Here is a 16,829-nt window from a genome sequence, read left to right as displayed (position 1 = left end):
AGACCCGAAGCCCCTCGTCAGCGCGTGCTCGGAGGCGCGAACTCGTCGATGAGGTCGAGCAGCATTGCGCGCGCCATGCCCCGGGGATCAGGGTCCACCTCGCTGAGCGCACCGACCACGACACCGTCGACCACGGCCACCAGCCGACGTAGTTGGGGCTCGCGCACGATGCGGCCGGACCGGCGCAGCACCTCGGTGAGCAGGTCGTCGAGCTGAGCACGCAGCCGCAGCTGCACCTCCCGCAGCTCCGGATGCCGGGCCGACGCGACGAACCGTTCGTACCGCGCGATCAGCCGCTCGCGGGCGCCGTCACCCTCGCCATCCAGATCCGGGCCCACCAGCAGGTCGACGATGAGGTCGACGGTGGACTCGACGCCGCGGCGGCGCTGCGTCACCTCCTCGATGCGTTCGCGGATCGCGTCGAGTTCACGGTTTCCGTTGTGCTCCACGGCGAGCGCCACCAGCTCGTCCAGCGAACCGAAGTAATACGTGGTGGACGCCAGTGGCAGGCCCGCCCGCGTTGCCACTGCACGGTGGCGGACGGCGTCGAAGCCACCCTCGAGCAACAGATCCGCTGCGGCAACGACGAGTGCCTGACGACGCCGCTCGCCCTTGGGGGTCGCCGCGGAAGTCATCCCCCCATGGTGCCAGCCGCCGGTCAGGTACCACGACGGATTGTGCGAAGAGTGGGGCTTTGACACAGAAGGAGGAGGGGGACACAGAAGGAGGGGGACGCAGGGGAAGGGGCCTTCTCCCCTAACGTGGCGCGGGCAACCACCGCTCGAGACGCGCGAGGGCGTCGCGGATCTCCGCCGTCGACCCGGCGAACGACAGGCGGACGGTGTGGTCGCCGTGCACGGTGTCGAAGTCGATGCCCGGCGCCAGCGCGAGGCCGGTATCTGCGAGCAGTCGTGCGCACCATGCCGTCGAGTCGCCGGTGAGGTGCGAGATGTCGGCGTATACGTAGAACGCGCCGTCAGCCGGCGCGAGCTCGGTGAGCCCCAGCTTCGGCAGGCCGGTCAGCAACAGCTCCCGATTCACCGCGTACCGCCGGACGTGACCGTCGAGCTCGGCACGCGACTCATCGGTGAACGCAGCGGCGGCCGCGTACTGCGAGATCGCCGGCGGACACACCGTCATATTCGACGCGAGCCGCTGCAACGGCCGGCGCAGGCTCTCGGGCACGAGCATCCAGCCCAGACGCCAGCCGGTCATCGAGAAGTACTTCGACACCGAGCCGATGACGACGGCCTCACGCGAGGTCTCCCACGCCGACGCGGTCACCTGCCCACCCCCGAATCCGATCCCGTGATAGATCTCGTCGGAGATCAGCAGCGTGTCGTGCTCCTCGCACCAACGGGCCAATGCCGCCAGTTCGGCGGGATCGATGACGGTGCCGGTGGGGTTGGCGGGGCTCGCGACGATCAGCCCAGCCGGCGGGGTGTCCATCTCCTCGAGCATCGCGACGGTCGGCTGGAATCGGGTCTCGGGACCGCAGTCGATCTCGATCACGTTGCAGCCCAACGCCGTCAGCGTATTGCGGTAGGCGGGGTAGCCGGGCCGGGCGACGACGACGGTGTCTCCGGCATCGAACGCAGCCAGGAACAGCAGCGTGAACGCGCCCGACGAACCGGTGGTAACCACGACATCGTCGGCATCGACGGCGATCGCGGAGAGCCTGCTGTGGTAGTCAGCGATGGCCTCACGCAGCGACTCGATCCCGAACGTCTCGGTGTATCCGAGGAGATGATTGTCCAGCGCTTCCCGGGCAGCACGCAACACCGGCTGCGGCGCCGGCGTAGACGGTTGCCCCGCCGCGAGCGACAACACGTCGCCATGAGTGCGCTGCCGCTCGGTGGCGGCCTTCCACACGTCCATGACGTGGAAGGCCGGGATGGTCGATCGCTGAGATTCGGTACGCACGCCTTCGACGCTAGCAACGGCGTCGAGGTACCGAAATCCGGTGTCTACTCTGCAGTCGAGCAGCAGGTCATCGCTGATCCATCGGGTCGCATCTCCTTCAGGTCAGCATCTTCAGGTCACCATCGCGACGGCGGGATCGTCGGGGCCGAAGTCGTATCCCCACGACCGGTAGCGCGCCACGACCTCCGCCTCGCAATCGACGCCGTGTTCGTCGGCGATCAGAAGCACCTGGCACAGCACATCGGACAACTCGAGACGGAACCGATCGTCCAACTCTTCGGAGCTCAGGCCTTTGTCCCGGGCCTGCCCGGCGCGCATCAAATAGACCTGCACCAGCTCGCCGACCTCCTCCTGCAGCTTCAACAGAAACCAGGCCGGGTCCCTGACGATCGCATTCTCGACGGCGTACTGCTCCGACCGGGCGCGCACATGCGCCTGCAACCGGGCTAGGTCCATGACCGTCCCGCTGGATGCACGGATCGTGTCTTCATCGGCCGTTCCCCCCCTGGGCGATGTCCGCCAGGGCCGCGTCGAGCACTTCGAGGGTGTAGTCGATCTCCGCGTCTGGGGTGGTGAAGTTCGGCAAGAGGCGAACAACGTTTCCGTCGCTTCCTGCAGTGACGAGGATGACGCCGCGGCCGGCCGCGTAGCGGCTGATCGTCCCGGCCGCCCCGGCCAGCGGCAGACCAGTGTTCGGGTCGGTGAGCTCGAATGCCTGCATGGCTCCGATTCCGCGGACCTCCCCCACCGTCGGATGCCGACGCTGGAGAGCATCGAGGCCGGTGCGCAGTCTCGACCCGATCCGATCTGCTTCGGCAAGCAGTCCGGCACGGTCGATCTCGTCGAACACGGCCGCCGCCGCGGCGACTGCGACGGGATTGCCACCGAACGTTCCCCCGATCCCGCCGACGTGGACGCTGTCCATGATCTCGGCGCGCCCGGTGACACCGGCCAACGGCAGACCCGCGGCGATGGCCTTCGCGGTCAGCACAATGTCGGGGGTGATACCGAAGTGCTCGCTGGCGAACCACGCGCCGGTGCGCCCCATCCCGGACTGAATCTCGTCGGCGATGAACACGACTCCGTTCGCGTTCGCCCAGTCCTGGAGGGCGGGCAGATAACCGTCGGCGGGAACGATGAACCCGCCCTCGCCCTGAATGGGTTCGACGATCAGTGCGGCCAGGGCGGACGCGCCGATGCGCTGCTCGATGTGGTCGATGGCGCGGTGCGCGGCGGCGACGCCCGAGAGCCGGTCGCGGTACGGGTAGGAGTTCGGGACGTGGTGCACGTCGGAGGCGAACGGGCCGAACCCGAGCCCGTAGGGCGTCATCTTGTGGTTCATCGTGATGGTCAGGTTCGTGCGGCCGTGGAATGCATGGTCGAGGACCGCGATGCCGGTCCGCCCAGTGTGCTTGCGGGCGATCTTGACCGCATTCTCGACCGCCTCGGAACCCGAGTTCACGAGCAGAGTCTTCTTCGGATGGGTGCCGGGGGTGGTGCGGGCCAGATGCTCGGCGACAGTGACGTAGCCCTCGTAGGGCAGGATTCCGAACAGGGTGTGGGTGAAGCGGCCGATCTGCTCGGTGACGGCATCGATCACGGCCTGGTTCGCGTGACCGATGCTGGTCACGCCGATCCCGGATCCCATGTCGACGAACGCGTTCCCGTCGACATCGATCAGATAGGCACCGACAGCGCGATCGATGTAGACGGGCAGATTCCACGGAATTCCCGCGGGGACGACCGCGGTCCGGCGGGCATGGATGGCCTGGCTCTTCGGCCCCGGAATCGGGGTGTGTACGGCGGGCTGGAGGGTGTCGGTCATAGTCTGCCTGGTTTCCTGATCGGTTCGTGGTGATGGGCTCAGTCGAGAAGGGCGGTGCGGGTCGGCGGGCGCCTGCGACGGGCGCTGCGGTCGACGTCGTCGAGCGCGGCCGCCAGTGCCGACGCGAACGTGGTGGCGATGCTCTCGGTCATGGTCGCGATGGTGACGCGGATGGCATTGCGGGCCGGGTCGGTCGCCGCGGAGAAGCTGCGTCCGGCACGGACGAGCCAGCCGCGACGCATGAGCGCCGCGCCGACCTGTTGCGCATCGACATCCAGGTCGATCCACACATTCAAGCCCTCCTGCGGCCCCCGCACGGCGATGTCCTCGGCGGCGAGCGCGGTGACGAGCATCCCGGCCCGGCGCCGATAGGTGTCCGCGGCGGCGACGATCGCCGTCTCGGCGGTCGTGCTGTTCAACAGGGCGGCGGTGAGGCGCTGCAGCAGGTGACTGACCCAGTTGGTGCCAGGCCCGAAGCGGGCACTCACCAGTGCCGCGGTCGCCTCGTCGGAGGCGAGTAGCCCCACACGCAGGTCGGGACCGAAGAATTTCGACACCGACCGCACCAGTGCCCAGTGCTGCGTCCCAGCGGAAGCGACGCGTCGATACGGTTCGGCGGCAAGTAGCGAGTAGTGATCGTCCTCGATGACCAGCACCTGCGGGAACTGCGACACCACCTGCTGCAACTCCTGGGCGCGTGCGGCCGTCAGGCTGACGCCGGTGGGGTTGTGGGCGCGGGAGGTGACGATGACAGCGCGGGCGCCGCCGGACAGGGCGGCCCGCAACCGGTCCGGGCGCATCCCCTCCGCATCCACCGGGACGGGCACCGAGCGCAGTCCCGCGTGGTTCAGCGCGTTGATCGAGGAAAGGAAGCAGGGATCCTCGACGGCGACCTGGTCGCCGGGCGACAGGTAGGCGGCGAGGATCCGCTCGTGCGCATCGACCGCACCGCCGGTCACCGACAGCACCCACCCGGCGCGGGTGATCTCGGCCGTTAGGTCTGCGAACGTGCGCTCGGCGGCGTCGGCCAGGCCCGGATCGATGGTCGCTCCGCCGTACAGCTTCGCCGTCACATCGAGGCCCACCAGGGCCGTGGTCAGGTCCGGCAGGAGTGCCGGGTCGGGGTTACCACTGGCCAGGTCCGTCAACGGAGTGCCCTCGGCGGAGCCTTCCTGCTCGCCCGCGTCACGGTTGTCGCGCAGCACCGTGCCACCCCGCCCGCGGGTCTCCGCAACACCCGCAAGGACCAGGGTCCGGTAGGCCGCGGCGACCGTGTTGCGGTTGACCCCCAACTCGGCCGCCAATTGCCGCACCGGAGGCAGGGTCGCTCCAACCGTCAGGGCACCCTCCTGTAGAAGGCCCCGGACGCTGTCGGCGATCTCCTGTGCCGTACCACCCTCGATGCCCATGCATACCGCCTCATGATGCTAGTTTTGTCCTATGACATTAACATTTTTGACTCGGAACACAATCCGATGGGAGGGCTGATGTACCCGACAGCGGCAAGCGTGGCCGACTTCGATCGCAACCTTGCGCACGTACGAGCCCGGATCGAGCAAGCGCGGGCGCGCTCGCCTTTCGGTCAGGACGTGCGACTGCTTCCGGTGAGCAAGACGGTTCCCGAAGAGCGGATCCGGCTGGCCATCGAAGCCGGGTGCGGGCAGCTGGGCGAGAACAAGGTGCAGGAGGCCCACCGCAAGTGGAGGTCCCTGGCCGATACGCCGGTCTCCTGGTCGGTGATCGGTCACCTACAGACGAACAAGGCGAAGCTGGTGGCCGAATTCGCCACCGAGTTCCAGGCATTGGACAGCCTCCGCGTTGCCGAGACGCTCGACCGGAGACTGCAGGCCGCCGGGCGTTCCCTGGACGTCTTCGTCCAGGTGAACACCTCCGCCGAGGACAGCAAGTTCGGCCTGGCACCCGGCGAGGTCGAGGCGTTTGTGCGTCAGCTGCCGTCGTACTCGGCGCTGCGCGTCCGCGGGCTGATGACGCTCGCGATCTTCTCGACCGACACCGACCGCGTCAGGGCGTGTTTCGCCAGGCTGCGCACCCTGCGCGACCAACTTCGGCAGAGCGCCCCAGACGGTGTCGGACTGGATGAGCTGTCGATGGGGATGTCCGGCGACTTCGAACTGGCCATCGAGGAGGGGGCCAGCGTGGTCCGCGTCGGACAGGCCATCTTCGGCGCCCGCGCCCTACCCAACGATCACTACTGGCCCGAGCCGACCAACCCCGGAACGAGCCCGGGAGGCGCTGCGCGGATCTGAGTGGAGCGTGCGAGTTCCCTCGCGGCAGAAGGCTCCTCGGAGTTCCGGAGGCCTACCTTCAGATCGAGATGCGTCCCTCGACTGCAGCCAGGCCGATGTCGGTGCGGAAGTGCCCGCCGGGCAGTTTGACCTCCGCGAGGCGCGCGTACGCGTCCTCGCGGGCCTCGGTCAGATCGGCGCCGACGCCGACGACGCTCAGCACACGACCACCGGCGGAGACGACGGCGCCATCCTCACGGGCGGAGGTGCCTGCGTGCAGGACACCGTCGGCCTCGGACCCGGTGATGACGTCGCCGGTGCGCGGGGTGGCCGGGTAGTTCTCGGCGGCCAGCACGACGGTGACGGCGGCGCCATCCCGCCACTGCAGCGGGGGCACCGATTCGAGCGTGCCGGTCGCGGCGGCGTTGAGGATCTCGCCGAGCGGGCTGTCGAGCAGCGCCAGGACGGCCTGCGTCTCGGGGTCGCCGAAGCGGCAGTTGAACTCGACGACGGCGGGGCCGTTCTTACCGACCGCGAGGCCGGCGTACAGCAGGCCAGTGAAGCCGCAGCCGCGCTTGACCATCTCGGCCGCAACGGGCTTGACGACATCCTCGACGATCTCCGTGACGGTCTCGGCGGGCAACCACGGCAGCGGTGTGTAGGCGCCCATACCCCCGGTGTTGGGGCCGGTGTCGCCGTCGCCGACGCGCTTGTGATCCTGCGCGGGCAGCAACGGGACAACGGTCTCGCCGTCGACAAGACAGAACAGAGACACCTCGGGGCCGTCGAGAAACGACTCGAGCAGCACCGGATGGCCGGTCTCGAGCAGTTCGGCGGCGTGATCGCGCGCGGCACTGCGGTCGGTGGTGACGACGACGCCCTTGCCGGCGGCCAGCCCGTCGTCCTTGACCACCCAGTTGGGGCCGAAGCGATCCAGGGCCGCGTCGAGCTCGGCCGGGGTGTCGACGATCTCACTGTGCGCGGTGCGGACACCAGCGGCGGCCATGACATCCTTCGCGAACGCCTTGGAACCCTCGATGCGGGCGGCGTCAGCGGACGGGCCGAAGCACGCGATGCCGGCTGCGCGAACGGCGTCGGCGACACCGAGAACCAGCGGCACCTCGGGGCCGATCACCACCAGATCGGCCAACAGCGTTTTCGCGAGTTCGGTGACTGCATCGCCGGAGGCGACGTCGACGGGGTGAGTCTCGGCGATGCGGGCGATTCCGGCGTTGCCGGGGGCACACATCAGCGTGTCCACACCCGGGTCACGGGCGAGGGCCAGCAGGAGGGCATGTTCACGGGCTCCGGAGCCGATCACGAGTACGCGCACGGGTCCCAGACTACGGGCCGATGTTCCCGCCTCGACCACGACCTCGCCGCAACCCGACGTCGCTCCGGTTTCCGATTGCCGACTCCAGATTGCCGACTCCAGGCCCAGTCGGCCGAGTGACGCGACGCCATCTGCGCCGTCCCCGCACCGACAGTTGCTCCTCTATGGTCGATTCTCGTGAGCGAACAGCGTGAACGCATGTTGAGTGGCGACCTCTACCGGGACAACGACAACGATCTGGTCGCCGGCCGCAAGGCATGTCAACGGCTTCTCGACCGGTTCAATTCGACCGTCGCCGACGAGGATGCCCTGCGGCGAGAGCTGCTCGACGAGCTCCTCGGGTCACTGGGCGCGGGCTCGTGGATCATGCCGCGATTCCAGTGCGACTACGGCATCTACATCCGGATCGGCTCGAACAGCTTCCTCAACTACGACGCGGTCCTGTTGGATTGCGCGCCGATCACGATCGGCGACGACGTGTCGATCGGCCCCCGAGCGCAACTACTGACCGCACTGCACCCGATGACCGACCATCAAGCTCGCCGAGAACGCTGGGAATCTGCTGCACCCATCGTGATCGGCAACAACGTCTGGATGGGGGGCGGCGTCATCGTCTGCCCCGGTGTGACGATCGGCGACAACACGGTGATCGGCGCCGGAAGCGTCGTCACTCGAGACATCCCGGCGCACGTGTTCGCGGCCGGGAACCCCTGCCGCGTCATCAAGGCGCTGCCGTAGACCGGGTACCGACCGGAGTCATCCTCACCGCGACGCGGTCAGGGCGCGATGACGCCCGCGATCGGGATACGCCCGCGGACCGCGTAGCGGAAGTCGACCATTGCGCGCTGCAGGTGGTCGGGACTGGTGACGACGACGGCACCGGGCGCACCGCGCTGCTGTAGGATCGCATCGGTTCTCGCGGCGTTCTCGACGGTGGACCGCGAGGTGTTCTCCTCCGTGATCCGGAAAGGCAGGACGCCATTGGCGACGAGCCACTGCCGCATCGCCTGTGCCTCGGTCACGCCGGACTTCGGCACACCGCCGCTCACGATGATCGGTGCGAACGGATACTGTTGCGCCAGTTGCAGAGCCGCTCGCAGGCGAGACACCAGGACCGGACGCATCGTCCCGTCGTCGTGCAGGCCGGCTCCGAGAACGACGACGTGCGTGGTGAACGGGTTGAGGGCCAGCATCACGGGCACCTGGGTGGTCAATGTCTCGAGCCGCGTACAGGTCACGATCAGGTCCCGGCTCGGCGTCTGACACCCCCCGACCACCGACAGCGCACCGTTGACGAGTGTGACCGGCGAGATCGCGTTGACGACATCGAGAGAGGACTCGGCACCGGCCTGCGCAGGCAGTGCCAATCCGGCGGCAGCGGCCGCGATGACGGCGGAAATCAGGATCCGGCGGGGACGGAACGAACGCATGGACATGCGACTCCTTCGAGTAACGGTCCCCCGACCGGTATATGAAAGCCGAGATACATTGTGGCCTACATCATGTGACCCCGCATCCTGAACCGTGACATTCGACGGTCACAGAGCGTGTCCTGCCGGCATCCGACACGATCCGCGCCGGAGGACCGGCATGTCCTCATGGGCGGTCGCAACCTATCCTCGCGGTATGCCTTCAGTGTTCAGCGCCATCATCGCCGGAGACCTGCCCGGACGTTTCGTATGGGAAGACGAGGACGTCGTCGCCTTCCTCACCATCGCCCCGGTCACCCAGGGCCACACCCTGGTCGTGCCGCGTCGGGAGGTCGACCAGTGGCAGGACATCGACGACGAACTGTTCGCCAAGTGCACCACCGTCGCTCGCACGATCGCCAAGGGCGTCCGGCAGGCGTTCGACGCTCCCCGCGCGGGCTTCCTGATCGCCGGACTCGAAGTGCCGCACCTGCACATGCACGTGTTCCCGGCCTACGACATGGGCAACTTCGACATCAGCAAGGCCGACCCGAACCCCTCACCGGAATCGATGGACGAGGCCGCGACCAAGCTCAAGGCCGCGCTGCGCGACCTCGGGTACGGCGAGCACGTCCCCGCCTGACGAATTCGGTACCCTAGTACCAGTCAGTAGGACATCCGGACGAGCACACCGTACCCGGCCAGCGACAAGACGGTGTTGGGAGTTGAACACCATGGCCTGGATCGTTCTCGTCGTATCCGGAATTCTCGAAGCAGTGTGGGCGACGGCCCTCGGCAAGTCCGACGGCTTCACTCGCCTGGCCCCGTCGGTCGTATTCGGCGTCGGCCTGTTGCTCAGCATGGCGGGCCTCGCATACGCGATGCGCACCCTCCCGACCGGCACCGCCTACGCCATCTGGGTGGGCATCGGCGCCTCGCTGACTGTGGCCTATGCGATGGTCACGGGCGCCGAGAGCACGTCGGTCGTGAAGATCCTCCTGATCCTCGGCATCGTCGGCTGCGTGATCGGCTTGAAGGTTCTGCACTGACGCGCATGCCACGCACAGCCTTTGCGCGCCGACTGTTCCGGACCCCGGAGTGACAGTGGTGCTCGCGTGTGCTCTCCCCCGCTCACCAGTGTGGCGGGGGTTACTGTAAATCCATGAATCTGGTGTCAGCGATCACACTGCCGATCCGCGCGGGCCTCGCCATTGCGGACGCAGCGCTCGACGTCGCCGAAACTGCGCTGGCCACGACAAGGTTGGCCATGGCCAGCACCAACGTCACCGGCGTGAGCGCGGTAGCGCTGGCGAACCCGAGGGGCCCGCTGCAGCTGGTGCAACAGTTGGCCGAGCTTGCTTCCGACGACCGGCCATTGGGTCAGGCACTCCGGCCGGGCGGACCGCTCGATCGGCTGTTGGCACCGGGCGGCGTCGTCGACCGACTCACCTCCGACGGCGGCACCCTCGAGCGACTGTTCGAGCCCGGCGGCGCGCTCGATCGGGTACTGGCGCCGGGCGGTCCGCTCGACCGGGTCACCAAGGAAGACGGCCCGCTCGAGCGGGTGCTGTCCGAGGACGGGCCACTCGAACGCCTGCTCGCACCGGGTGGGCTACTCGATCGACTCACCGCCGAGGACGGACCGCTCGAACGCCTGACCTCGGAGGACGGTGCGGTGGAACGACTGACGAAGAAGGACGGCATCGTCGATCGGGCGCTCGCGGAGAACGGCGTCCTCGAGACTCTGCTCGCCGAGGACGGCGCCATCGAAAGGCTCATCGCCGAGGGCGGGCCGCTCGACCAGATCGTCGCGCTGTCCGAGACGCTGACGGCGTTGGCACCGAACCTGCATCGAATGAGCGCCAGCGTCGACCTGCTGCAGGAGACCGTTGGGGTGCTCAGCGCCGCCGTCGGCCCGCTCGGCGATCTGGCCGGACGCCTGCCCGGCCGCTGGCTCAAGGGTGGACGCGGACCCGATCTATCCCTCGGCCCCGCCTGACAGGTGCGCGTCGAAGAACTCGAAGACTCGACGCCACGCGTCCTCGGCCTTCTCGTGGTCATACCCCATTCCGGCGATTCGCAGCAGGGGATTCGCCCTGTCCGGGACCAGCCGGTTCGCAAAGCTGTGCCCCACACCGGGATACGTCTCGACATCGTGCTCGACTCCCAGTCCGGTGAGCGCGGCGTCGAGCTTGCGACCGGCACCCCACAACATCGGGTCGCGTGCGCCATAGCTGCCGACGATCGGGCATGCGCCGTCGAGCGCCTCGTCGAGGCGCCGCGGCAGCGGACCGTAGAACGGCGCCGACGCGTCGAACCCTTTGGGCGCCAACACCAGCGCGAATCCACCACCCATGCAGAATCCGACGACACCGACCGCCCCGGTGCAGTCGGGGCGCGCCGCCAGCAGGTCGCGGGCCGCGAGCAGGTCGTCGACCGCCCTGCCCCGACGGGCGATCAATTCGCGGAACACCCGCGTGACGCACCGCGTCCGCCCGCCCCGTGAGTACAGGTCGGGGGTGAGCGCGAGGTATCCATGATTTGCGAGGCGCGCAGTGATGCCGCGAATGTCGCGCCCCAACCCCAGCGCGTCGTGTACCACCACGACGCCTGGCCACGGGCCCGAACGCCCGCCTCCGGGAACCTCGAGCACCGCGTCGATCGGACCGTCCGGCGTGGACACAGTCGCTAGGGGCATTGCCCAAGCGTAATTCGCGCAATCCTCCGCACACTCCGGATCGGTAACGATTCGACGCCTCCATTGCGGCGATCATTCCGGTTGCATAACCACTTTGCCGCCGCCCGCGCTGAGCGAGATTCCGTCGCTAGCCTGGCCTTGGCGCCGTTGCTCCGGCTCGGACGCGGCGCCGCCGGACATCCCGGGCGCAAAGACCGGGACGGCAACGGATGTACCTGGAAGGGCACGGGAACAGTCGATATGAACTTCATCTCGAACACGCGTGAGACCACGCCGAGCGGAATCCGTTCCGGATCCATCAGCACCGAAGAGATCAAGTCCCGCATCGCGGCGATGTTCGGAGACACACCCGCACCAGCCCACCAGGACAAGTAGGCTCCCCCACTTTCGATCACTCCCCAGCCGGACGCGCCCGAATGTGCGCGCGTTCGCCCTGTCGGCCGAACAGGCCCAGGAATTCCACCGCGTCCGCGTCTGCAGCCCCGAACCAGTGCGGCACGCGGGTGTCGAACTCGGCCGCCTCCCCCGGTAGCAGGATCAGGTCCTGGTCGCCGAGGACCAGACGTAGCCGCCCATTGAGGACGTAGAGCCATTCGTAGCCCTCGTGCACGCGCGGGTCGGGGACCTGTCGGTCCTTCGCGCCGGGGATCACGTGCTTGTATGCCTGGATGCCGCCCGCCCGGCGCGTCAGCGGCACGATGGTCTTGCCGCCGCGGCTGATCGGCTTCAGATGGATACGCGGGTCCCCGGTCGGAGGTGCCCCGACCAGCTCGTCGAGCGGCACTCCGTGCGCCCGCGCCAGCGGCAGCAACAGTTCCAGATTGGGCTTGCGCCGGCCCGACTCCAGCCGCGACAGCGTGCTCACCGAGATGCCCGTGTCCGCGGACAGTTCTGCAAGCGTCGTGCCGTGTTGTCGGCGCAGCGCCCGCAGTCGCGGCCCGACGGCATCGAGGATCCGGTCCATATCGGCAACGTCGCCATCCATGACCCCAGATTGCCACTTCGGCAACAAAGCTTGCACCCTTCCGTACCGAATCGGCATGGTGGACGGCAAGGGAGGTCTTGATGAGCGATCAGGTGGAGCAGGCAATGAACAGGTACGACGTGGTAGTGATCGGCGGTGGAGCCGCCGGACTGAGCGGTGCACTGATGCTGGCGCGGGCGCGCCGCAGCGTGCTGGTGATCGACGCCGGAGAGCCACGCAACGCACCGGCCGCGGGCGTGCACGGGTTCCTGTCCCGGGACGGCGTAGCACCCGCTGAATTGACGGAAGTCGGCCGCGACGAGGTACTCCGGTACGGCGGGCAGGTCATCCGCGGCGAGGTGGCCCGTATCGACCGCGATGCCGACGGCTTCACGTCGGCCCTGGCCGACGGCCGGACCGTACACGCGCGTCGACTGCTGGTCGCGACCGGACTCGTCGACGAACTGCCCGACCTCCCCGGCCTGCGGGAACGCTGGGGCCGCGACGTGCTGCACTGCCCGTACTGCCACGGCTGGGAGGTCAACGATCAGGCCGTCGGCGTGCTCTCGACCGGGCCCATGGGGGTGCATCAGGCGCTGATGTTCCGGCAGTGGAGCGACGACGTCACCCTCTTCCAGCACACCGGTCCGGAACCCACCGAGGCCGAGAGGGAACAGTTCGCCGCCCGCAACATCACCGTGGTGACCGGCGCGGTGGACTCGCTCGTGACCGACGGCGACCGTCTCGCGGGGGTCCGCCTCATCGACGGCACCGTCGTCTCACGACAGGCCCTCGTCGTTGCGCCGCGGTTCGTCCCCCGCATCGCCGCCATCGCCTCACTGGGCATCGAGACCGCCACGGATCCGTTGACCGGCGCGCAGTTCATACCGGCCGATCCGTCCGGGCAGACGGCGGTGCCGGGGGTGTGGGTCGCGGGCAACGTCGCCGACTTCAAGGCGCAGGTGCTCGGCGCCGCCGCGGCCGCCGCTGCCTGCGCGATCGCGATCAACAACGACCTGATCACCGAAGACACGAACCGTGCCGTGGCCGAGTACCGGTCGCGTGAATCGAAGGGAGTCAACGCATGACCGAGATGTTCACCCAGGCGTTCTGGGACGAGCGCTACGCCTCGAGCCATGACCACCTCTGGAGCGGCAAACCGAACGCCAGCCTGGTGAACGAAGTCGCGGACCTGACTCCGGGCACCGCGCTCGAGGTCGGCTGCGGAGAAGGCGCCGACGCGATCTGGCTCGCCGGACGAGGCTGGCGCGTCACCGCGCTCGACGTGTCGACCGTCGCCATCGAACGTGCCGCACGTCACGCCGCCGATGCCGGGGACGAGATCGCCGAGCGGATCACGTGGACGCAGGCCGACGTGCTGGGGTGGGAGCCGAGCACCGATCGCTACGACCTGGTGACCGCCCACTATGTGCATCTGCCCACCGATCCGCGCGACATCCTGTTCCGGCACCTCGCGGACGCCGTTTCGCCAGGCGGAACACTACTGATCGTCGGCCATCATCCCTCGGACCTGCAGACCTCGATTCCCAGGCCACCCATTCCGGAGCTGTTCTTCGCCCCGGACGATGTTGTAACGCTGCTCGATCCACAGGAGTGGACGGTGGTCACCGCGACGGCGGCGTCCCGGAGCGCAACCGATCCCCACGGCAACGACATCACCATCCACGACGCGATCGCACGGCTGAGGCGCAACCCCGCCTGATCTACGCGACCGGCGCAAACCGATCCCGCCGACACAGACCGAACACAGGTAGTGGAACAGGTAGTTCTGACGTGGCCCCGCCACCCCTCCGAGAGAGAGCCTGGAGTAAGTCATCGGGGATGAAGTCTGAGGAGAGGTTCATGATGCGTCGCGGACGCAAGACACTCGTTGCTCTCGACAGCGGCGACTGGTGCTTCGGCAGGATCGTCGGAAGACGACGCTGCGAGTCCGGCGTCCGCGTGCAGTTGCTCGAGCACGACGCGCGGGGCAAGCACCTGATCTTCACAGTCGCCGATTCGAACACGGGAGATGGCTTCGCCCTGTGAGGCGACACCCCGTACACCAGGCTGACGGCCCCTCACCGGCATCTACCGGCGAGGGGTCTTCCCTGTTGAGCCCCCTGTCAGGATTGAACTGACGACCTTTCGCTTACAAGGCGAGTGCTCTACCACTGAGCTAAGGAGGCAGTCGGGCGCGCCAATCATATCCATAGCCCACCGCGGCGTGGTAACTGTGCCCCGACCGCCCGTTTTCGTTAGCGTTGTCCCATGCGCATCTCTGAGATCGCCACGGTTCTCGCGTGGCACGACGCCCTCAACTCGTCGGACATCGACACGCTGCTTGCCGTGTCGAGCGACGACATCGACCTCGCCGGCACGGAAGGTGCAGCTCAGGGCCTGTCCGCGCTGCGCGAATGGGCCACCACCGCGGGTCTGACCCTGGTGCCCGGCCGGATGTTCATGCACGACGGTGTCATCGTCATCGAGGAGCAGGCCACCTGGGCGTCGAAGCCGAATGAGCCTCGGACCGTCGCGACCGCGTTCCGAGTGGTCCACGACCAGGTGACCGCCGTCTTCCGGCACGACACCCTCGAATCGGCACTCGAGGCCACCGATCTCAGCGAGAAGGATCTCGTTACCGACATCTGACGTATGCAGCGTCGCCCGGCCGTCCCTCGAGGAGCGCCGGGCGACGGCCGAATCGGTCTCCGCAACCGACGTACCGAAATGCGACACAACGGCCAAACACGACGCTGCGCCGTCCAAGGTTCGGACAGCGCAGCGTGTTGATGAGCGACCGCGTGGCATCAGCCAGCGGGCCGGACCCAGCGGTTCGGGCTACTTCCCGGCGTTCTTCTGGTCCTGCTCCATGGCCTCGCGGAGACTCTTGGGGCGCATATCGGTCCAGTTCTTCTCGACGTATTCGACGCATGCTTGACGCGAATCCTCGCCGAAAACGATCCTCCAGCCCTGCGGCACCTCGGAAAAGGTGGGCCAGAGGGAATGCTGATCCTCATCGTTGACCAGCACGTAGAAGCGGCCGTCTTCGTCGTCGAACGGATTGGTGCTCATCTAACCTCGCTTGTCGCGTACGGGTTGTCTGCGCTCAGCCTAGCAAGGCTACCGCCGAGATCTCGATGAGCGAGAATCGAATTGGAAATCGCTCCGGTAAACACTGCTGCATTGAACCGCGGGGACACCGCAAGACCGTGGGTCTTCCCTGCGGCCGGCCGGGCCGGCCTCGAACCGGTAGTCGCCGCCATTCGGTACGAAACGAAGCTCCCACAAAGGCTCTGCCACGACAGTTTCCGTCGCTCCGCTCGCAGCCGACGCAAGGCCGTAAACCCTTCGGTACCAGCATTATCCGCTGGTGAAACCGCGAAGTACACGCTCGACACCCCAGATTCGAAATCACGGGTCGCAGGTGCGTGTGAACTGATGACGAACGTGCAGACGACGTGGGTCAGCCGGCGAGGAAGTCCAGAACCACCTTGTTCACGGCCTCCGGGCGCTCGAGGTAGCCATAGTGCCCGGTGTCGGGAATCTCCTGATACACGGCGCCAGGGATCGCGCTGGCCAATTCCTTCGACAAGTAGGCCGGGATCATCCGGTCATCGGCGAATCCCACCGACAGACACGGACGGGTGATCGCCCGATACGCGTCGACGCGGTCGAAGTCCCGGGCCATCGCGAGCTGGGCACGCACACCGGCCGACGTCTTGGCGCCGGAGAATTCGAACACGTCGAGCCAGTCCCGAGCGGCGTGCTGATCGGCCAGCGTCGCCGGCGAGAGGTTCATGACTGCCGTGACGGCCGCGCGGTACTTGGGCGGCAGTGCGATCCCGGCGTCCTCGAGTTCTCTCTCACCCTCGTTGAGAGTGCGCTGAAACTGGTCCATCCGGGCATGCCCGGCAAGGAACACGGCCTTGCGCACCAGTTCCGGTCGTGCAAGCGCCAGCTCCTGCGCAACCCTGGCGCCCATCGACGTGCCGACGACGTGGGCAGGTCCGCCCAGCAACTCGATCAGGCCCGCGGTGTCGGCCACCATGTCCTCGATCGTGATGCCGTCGAGGCTCTCCCCCGACGGCGCGATACCGCGGTTGTCGAATGTGCACACCCGGTATCCCGCGGCCAGCAGCGCCGGAACCTGATGTAGATCCCACACCCGGCCGGGGCTGCCGGTCCCCATGATCATCACGACCAGGTCGCCGTCACCCTTGACCTGGTAGTTCAGAGGAATCCCGTTGATCGTGGCGATGGGCATGTCGGCCTTCCTCATGGCGATTGAACTGAGCAAACAGGGCTGGGTAACCTAACCCAGGCTCGGGCACCAGGCCTGGGGCCACCACCGTACCTTGCAGGTCGCTCTCGATACGGATCACGAGCGGCAGCCTGTTGGTGGGCCTGCACCCAGGCCCACCCGCCGAC

At 67.5% G+C, this 16,829-nt stretch carries 21 protein-coding genes, 1 tRNA gene and 1 riboswitch; of the genes, 10 read left to right on the top strand and 12 right to left on the bottom strand.

Annotated elements, in window-relative coordinates; all coding sequences use genetic code 11:
- Positions 1 to 17: 17 nt before the first annotated feature.
- The 5 genes from ERC79_RS15690 to ERC79_RS15670 all read right to left on the bottom strand — a co-directional run bounded on the left by ERC79_RS15690 (position 18) and on the right by ERC79_RS15670 (position 5,157).
- The gene (locus ERC79_RS15690) at positions 18 to 635 is read right to left on the bottom strand and encodes a TetR family transcriptional regulator (protein WP_131579387.1); all 618 of its coding nucleotides are present in this window, start codon (positions 633 to 635) and stop codon (positions 18 to 20) included.
- 121 nt (positions 636 to 756) lie between these two features.
- Positions 757 to 1,923 (bottom strand): pyridoxal phosphate-dependent aminotransferase, encoded by a 1,167-nt coding sequence (locus ERC79_RS15685; RefSeq protein WP_131579386.1) that lies wholly within the window; start codon positions 1,921 to 1,923, stop codon positions 757 to 759.
- Positions 1,924 to 2,034: 111 nt separating this feature from the next.
- Positions 2,035 to 2,379 carry a pyrophosphatase gene (locus ERC79_RS15680; protein WP_131579385.1) on the bottom strand — a complete coding sequence of 115 codons (345 nt, stop codon included), beginning with the start codon at positions 2,377 to 2,379 and terminating at the stop codon, positions 2,035 to 2,037.
- Positions 2,380 to 2,410: 31 nt separating this feature from the next.
- The gene (locus ERC79_RS15675; RefSeq protein WP_131579384.1) at positions 2,411 to 3,748 is read right to left on the bottom strand and encodes an aminotransferase class III-fold pyridoxal phosphate-dependent enzyme; all 1,338 of its coding nucleotides are present in this window, start codon (positions 3,746 to 3,748) and stop codon (positions 2,411 to 2,413) included.
- Between the two features lie 38 nt (positions 3,749 to 3,786).
- Positions 3,787 to 5,157 carry an aminotransferase class I/II-fold pyridoxal phosphate-dependent enzyme gene (locus ERC79_RS15670; protein WP_131579383.1) on the bottom strand — a complete coding sequence of 457 codons (1,371 nt, stop codon included), beginning with the start codon at positions 5,155 to 5,157 and terminating at the stop codon, positions 3,787 to 3,789.
- Between the two features lie 66 nt (positions 5,158 to 5,223).
- Here ERC79_RS15670 and ERC79_RS15665 point away from each other — a divergent pair, with 66 nt between their 5' ends.
- Complete coding sequence (locus tag ERC79_RS15665; RefSeq protein ID WP_207390342.1) at positions 5,224 to 6,015, top strand: YggS family pyridoxal phosphate-dependent enzyme; 792 nt, start codon at positions 5,224 to 5,226, stop codon at positions 6,013 to 6,015.
- A gap of 58 nt (positions 6,016 to 6,073) precedes the next feature.
- On the opposite strand, the gene purD is transcribed toward ERC79_RS15665, so the two are convergent.
- Complete coding sequence (gene purD, locus ERC79_RS15660; protein WP_131579382.1) at positions 6,074 to 7,327, bottom strand: phosphoribosylamine--glycine ligase; 1,254 nt, start codon at positions 7,325 to 7,327, stop codon at positions 6,074 to 6,076.
- Positions 7,328 to 7,504: 177 nt separating this feature from the next.
- On the opposite strand from purD, the gene ERC79_RS15655 reads away from it, so the two are divergent.
- Positions 7,505 to 8,065 (top strand): sugar O-acetyltransferase, encoded by a 561-nt coding sequence (locus ERC79_RS15655; protein ID WP_131579381.1) that lies wholly within the window; start codon positions 7,505 to 7,507, stop codon positions 8,063 to 8,065.
- A gap of 38 nt (positions 8,066 to 8,103) precedes the next feature.
- On the opposite strand, the gene ERC79_RS15650 is transcribed toward ERC79_RS15655, so the two are convergent.
- On the bottom strand, positions 8,104 to 8,763 hold the full coding sequence (locus ERC79_RS15650; protein ID WP_131579380.1) for a YdcF family protein: 660 nt from the start codon (positions 8,761 to 8,763) through the stop codon (positions 8,104 to 8,106).
- Between the two features lie 190 nt (positions 8,764 to 8,953).
- Between ERC79_RS15650 and ERC79_RS15645 the strand changes: the two genes are divergently transcribed.
- The 3 genes from ERC79_RS15645 (at position 8,954) to ERC79_RS15635 (ending at position 10,735) form a co-directional block, all read left to right on the top strand.
- Positions 8,954 to 9,379: an HIT family protein gene (locus tag ERC79_RS15645; RefSeq protein ID WP_131579379.1), complete on the top strand. Its 426-nt coding sequence runs from the start codon at positions 8,954 to 8,956 to the stop codon at positions 9,377 to 9,379.
- 17 nt (positions 9,380 to 9,396) lie between these two features.
- A riboswitch (guanidine-III (ykkC-III) riboswitch) is annotated at positions 9,397 to 9,458 on the top strand.
- Positions 9,459 to 9,470: 12 nt separating this feature from the next.
- Complete coding sequence (locus ERC79_RS15640) at positions 9,471 to 9,785, top strand: multidrug efflux SMR transporter (protein ID WP_131579378.1); 315 nt, start codon at positions 9,471 to 9,473, stop codon at positions 9,783 to 9,785.
- 113 nt (positions 9,786 to 9,898) lie between these two features.
- On the top strand, positions 9,899 to 10,735 hold the full coding sequence (locus ERC79_RS15635) for an ABC transporter (RefSeq protein ID WP_131579377.1): 837 nt from the start codon (positions 9,899 to 9,901) through the stop codon (positions 10,733 to 10,735).
- Here the strand turns inward: ERC79_RS15635 and ERC79_RS15630 are convergent.
- Complete coding sequence (locus tag ERC79_RS15630) at positions 10,715 to 11,434, bottom strand: dienelactone hydrolase family protein (RefSeq protein WP_131579376.1); 720 nt, start codon at positions 11,432 to 11,434, stop codon at positions 10,715 to 10,717. The two genes, ERC79_RS15635 and ERC79_RS15630, sit on opposite strands and share 21 nt — an antisense overlap.
- Before the next feature lie 138 nt (positions 11,435 to 11,572).
- Between ERC79_RS15630 and ERC79_RS15625 the strand changes: the two genes are divergently transcribed.
- Entirely contained in the window at positions 11,573 to 11,809 is a 237-nt protein-coding gene (locus ERC79_RS15625; RefSeq protein ID WP_131579375.1) for a hypothetical protein, read from the top strand.
- 16 nt (positions 11,810 to 11,825) lie between these two features.
- Here ERC79_RS15625 and ERC79_RS15620 read toward each other — a convergent pair whose 3' ends face one another.
- The gene (locus ERC79_RS15620; protein WP_131579374.1) at positions 11,826 to 12,419 is read right to left on the bottom strand and encodes an XRE family transcriptional regulator; all 594 of its coding nucleotides are present in this window, start codon (positions 12,417 to 12,419) and stop codon (positions 11,826 to 11,828) included.
- Positions 12,420 to 12,499: 80 nt separating this feature from the next.
- Between ERC79_RS15620 and ERC79_RS15615 the strand changes: the two genes are divergently transcribed.
- From ERC79_RS15615 to ERC79_RS15605, 3 genes are all read left to right on the top strand, one after another.
- The gene (locus ERC79_RS15615) at positions 12,500 to 13,486 is read left to right on the top strand and encodes an NAD(P)/FAD-dependent oxidoreductase (RefSeq protein WP_131579373.1); all 987 of its coding nucleotides are present in this window, start codon (positions 12,500 to 12,502) and stop codon (positions 13,484 to 13,486) included.
- A complete protein-coding gene (locus ERC79_RS15610; RefSeq protein ID WP_131579372.1) occupies positions 13,483 to 14,121 on the top strand; it encodes a class I SAM-dependent methyltransferase in 639 nt (212 codons plus the stop codon). The genes ERC79_RS15615 and ERC79_RS15610 overlap by 4 nt, the downstream gene beginning before the upstream one ends.
- Before the next feature lie 140 nt (positions 14,122 to 14,261).
- Positions 14,262 to 14,447, top strand: a complete 186-nt coding sequence (locus ERC79_RS15605; protein ID WP_131579371.1) for an enoyl-CoA hydratase — start codon at positions 14,262 to 14,264, stop codon at positions 14,445 to 14,447.
- 68 nt (positions 14,448 to 14,515) lie between these two features.
- Here ERC79_RS15605 and ERC79_RS15600 read toward each other — a convergent pair.
- A tRNA-Thr gene (locus ERC79_RS15600) sits at positions 14,516 to 14,587 on the bottom strand.
- Positions 14,588 to 14,669: 82 nt separating this feature from the next.
- Here ERC79_RS15600 and ERC79_RS15595 point away from each other — a divergent pair.
- Positions 14,670 to 15,050 carry a nuclear transport factor 2 family protein gene (locus ERC79_RS15595; RefSeq protein WP_131579370.1) on the top strand — a complete coding sequence of 127 codons (381 nt, stop codon included), beginning with the start codon at positions 14,670 to 14,672 and terminating at the stop codon, positions 15,048 to 15,050.
- Between the two features lie 189 nt (positions 15,051 to 15,239).
- On the opposite strand, the gene ERC79_RS15590 is transcribed toward ERC79_RS15595, so the two are convergent.
- Together ERC79_RS15590 and ERC79_RS15585 are read right to left on the bottom strand one after the other, a co-directional pair.
- Positions 15,240 to 15,473, bottom strand: coding sequence for an MbtH family protein (locus ERC79_RS15590; RefSeq protein ID WP_031937199.1), 234 nt, complete (start codon positions 15,471 to 15,473; stop codon positions 15,240 to 15,242).
- Between the two features lie 391 nt (positions 15,474 to 15,864).
- Complete coding sequence (locus ERC79_RS15585) at positions 15,865 to 16,665, bottom strand: alpha/beta hydrolase (RefSeq protein WP_131579369.1); 801 nt, start codon at positions 16,663 to 16,665, stop codon at positions 15,865 to 15,867.
- Positions 16,666 to 16,829 lie beyond the last annotated feature (164 nt).

The organism is Rhodococcus sp. ABRD24 (genome assembly GCF_004328705.1).
In the GTDB taxonomy this organism is placed as follows: domain Bacteria; phylum Actinomycetota; class Actinomycetes; order Mycobacteriales; family Mycobacteriaceae; genus Prescottella.
The sequence above is the reverse complement of the archived record's forward strand: the minus strand, read 5'-3'. Positions and strand labels throughout refer to the sequence as shown.